General features: G+C 69.2%; 2 protein-coding genes. One reads left to right on the top strand and one right to left on the bottom strand.

Features of this window, described 5'->3' with window-relative positions; translation table 11 throughout:
- The first annotated feature begins 162 nt into the window (after positions 1 to 162).
- Positions 163 to 1089, top strand: coding sequence for an Hsp33 family molecular chaperone HslO (gene hslO, locus ACI38Z_RS08930; protein ID WP_439789851.1), 927 nt, complete (start codon positions 163 to 165; stop codon positions 1087 to 1089).
- 33 nt (positions 1090 to 1122) lie between these two features.
- Here the strand turns inward: hslO and ACI38Z_RS08925 are convergent, their stop codons facing one another.
- Positions 1123 to 1626, bottom strand: coding sequence for an N-acetyltransferase (locus tag ACI38Z_RS08925; protein ID WP_439789850.1), 504 nt, complete (start codon positions 1624 to 1626; stop codon positions 1123 to 1125).
- Positions 1627 to 1736: the final 110 nt, after the last annotated feature.

The following is a 1736-nucleotide window of genomic DNA, read 5'->3' as shown; positions in this document are numbered from 1 at the left end:
CGCGAAGCGATCAAAGAAAAAAGCAGTCAGGGAGCGAAGCGATACCTGACGGTGAGTGTTCTGTAACCCGAATGATTCTGTATCAGCTGAAGGCCAATGGCGGCGTTGGGGTATCACTCATGCCATTGGATGCGAGCGCGACGGCGCGGAAGGCGAGGCGGCATGGGCGAGAAGAGCACGGACGAGAAGGTCATCAACCTCGGGGAGGCGCGGCTTCGCGCCCACGACCACATCGTGCGCGGCACGGCGGCCGACGGCCAGCTGCGCGCGTTTGCCATGAGCGGACGCGAGACGGTGCAGGAGATGCGCGACCGCCACCACACGAGCAACGTGGTCACGGCGGCGCTGGGGCGCCTCATGATGGCGGGCCAGATGATGGGCGCCATGTCCAAGGTGGACGACGAGCTCATCACGCTGGAGGTCCGTGGCGACGGCCCCGTTGGCGGCCTCACCGTGACGGCCAACAACAGGGGGCAGGTCAAGGGCTTCGCGTACCATCCCAACGTCTGGCTGCCGCTGCGCCCGGACAGCCACCTGGACGTGGGCGGCGCCGTGGGTGCCGGCACGCTGACCGTGATCCACGACATCGCCCACATGGAGCCGTACTCGAGCACTATCGGTCTCGTGTCCGGCGAGATTGGCGACGACCTGACCTACTACTTCGCGGAGAGCGAGCAGATTCCCACGTCGCTTGGCGTGGGCGTCCTGGTGGACGTGGACTACACCGTGCGCCAGGCGGGCGGCTTCGTGATCCAGGCGATGCCGGGCTGCGAGGACTACGTGCTCGACCAGCTCGAGCGCAACCTCGCGGGCGTGCGCTCCGTCACGCAGATGCTCGAGGGCGGCATGGGTCCCTCCGACATGCTGGCGCACCTGCTTCGTGGCATGGACTACCGGGAGCTGGACGCGATGCCAGCGCAGTTCCACTGCGGCTGCGACAAGGACCGCGCCGCCCGCTGCGTGCTGGCGCTGGGCGAGCGCGAGATGCGCGACATGATTCGGAAGGGCGAGTCCGCAGACGTGCACTGCCACTTCTGCGGCGCGAGCTACCGCTTTGCGCCCGAGGAGCTCGAGGCGCTGCTCGGCTAGCGCCCGTCGCGGGCGCCGCACCGCCGTGGGCCGCTAGCGCCCCGTCGCCACGAGCTCGTACGCCAGGCGAGGGGAGTGGTCGCGCACGTGGACGATGCCGCGGTACGCAAAGCCCTCCCGCAGGATCGCCCCCTGCATGGGCGCGTTGTCGCGGTGCGTGTCCACGCGCAGGTGCCCGCAGCGCCCGAGCGCCAGGCCGACGGCCGCGTGAAACACGCCGTGCACCTGGCCGTCGCTCGCGACCTGGTGGATCGCCACGTACGGTGCGTCGGACTCCCACGTGCCGCCCTCGATGCGCGCGTAGTACGGGTCGGGTCCGGGCACGAGGGCAAACGCCGCGTGCACGGCGCCCTCGCGCGTGACTACGTACAGCTCCCCACGGGCGATGCGCCCCTCGATCAGGCCCCGCGGCGGAAAGCCGTCGCCCCACTGTCCGGGGTTGCCGTTCTGCCTCATGAACTCGCGCGCAGCGGCGTACACGTCCATCACCTGGTCAAGGTCCGCCTGCGTCGCCCGTCGAACCGCGTCCTCCCGCATGATGCCTCCCCGTGTTGTCCCATCTGTCCCGTCCTGGTGCGTCACATTGTGACACGGGCGCGCCGCTGCTTCGCCCACATGGGCGAGAAGGACCCGAGCCCATGGCCCAG

The organism is Parafannyhessea sp. (assembly GCF_051876455.1).
Taxonomy (GTDB): domain Bacteria; phylum Actinomycetota; class Coriobacteriia; order Coriobacteriales; family Atopobiaceae; genus Parafannyhessea.
The sequence above is the reverse complement of the archived record's forward strand: the minus strand, read 5'-3'. Positions and strand labels throughout refer to the sequence as shown.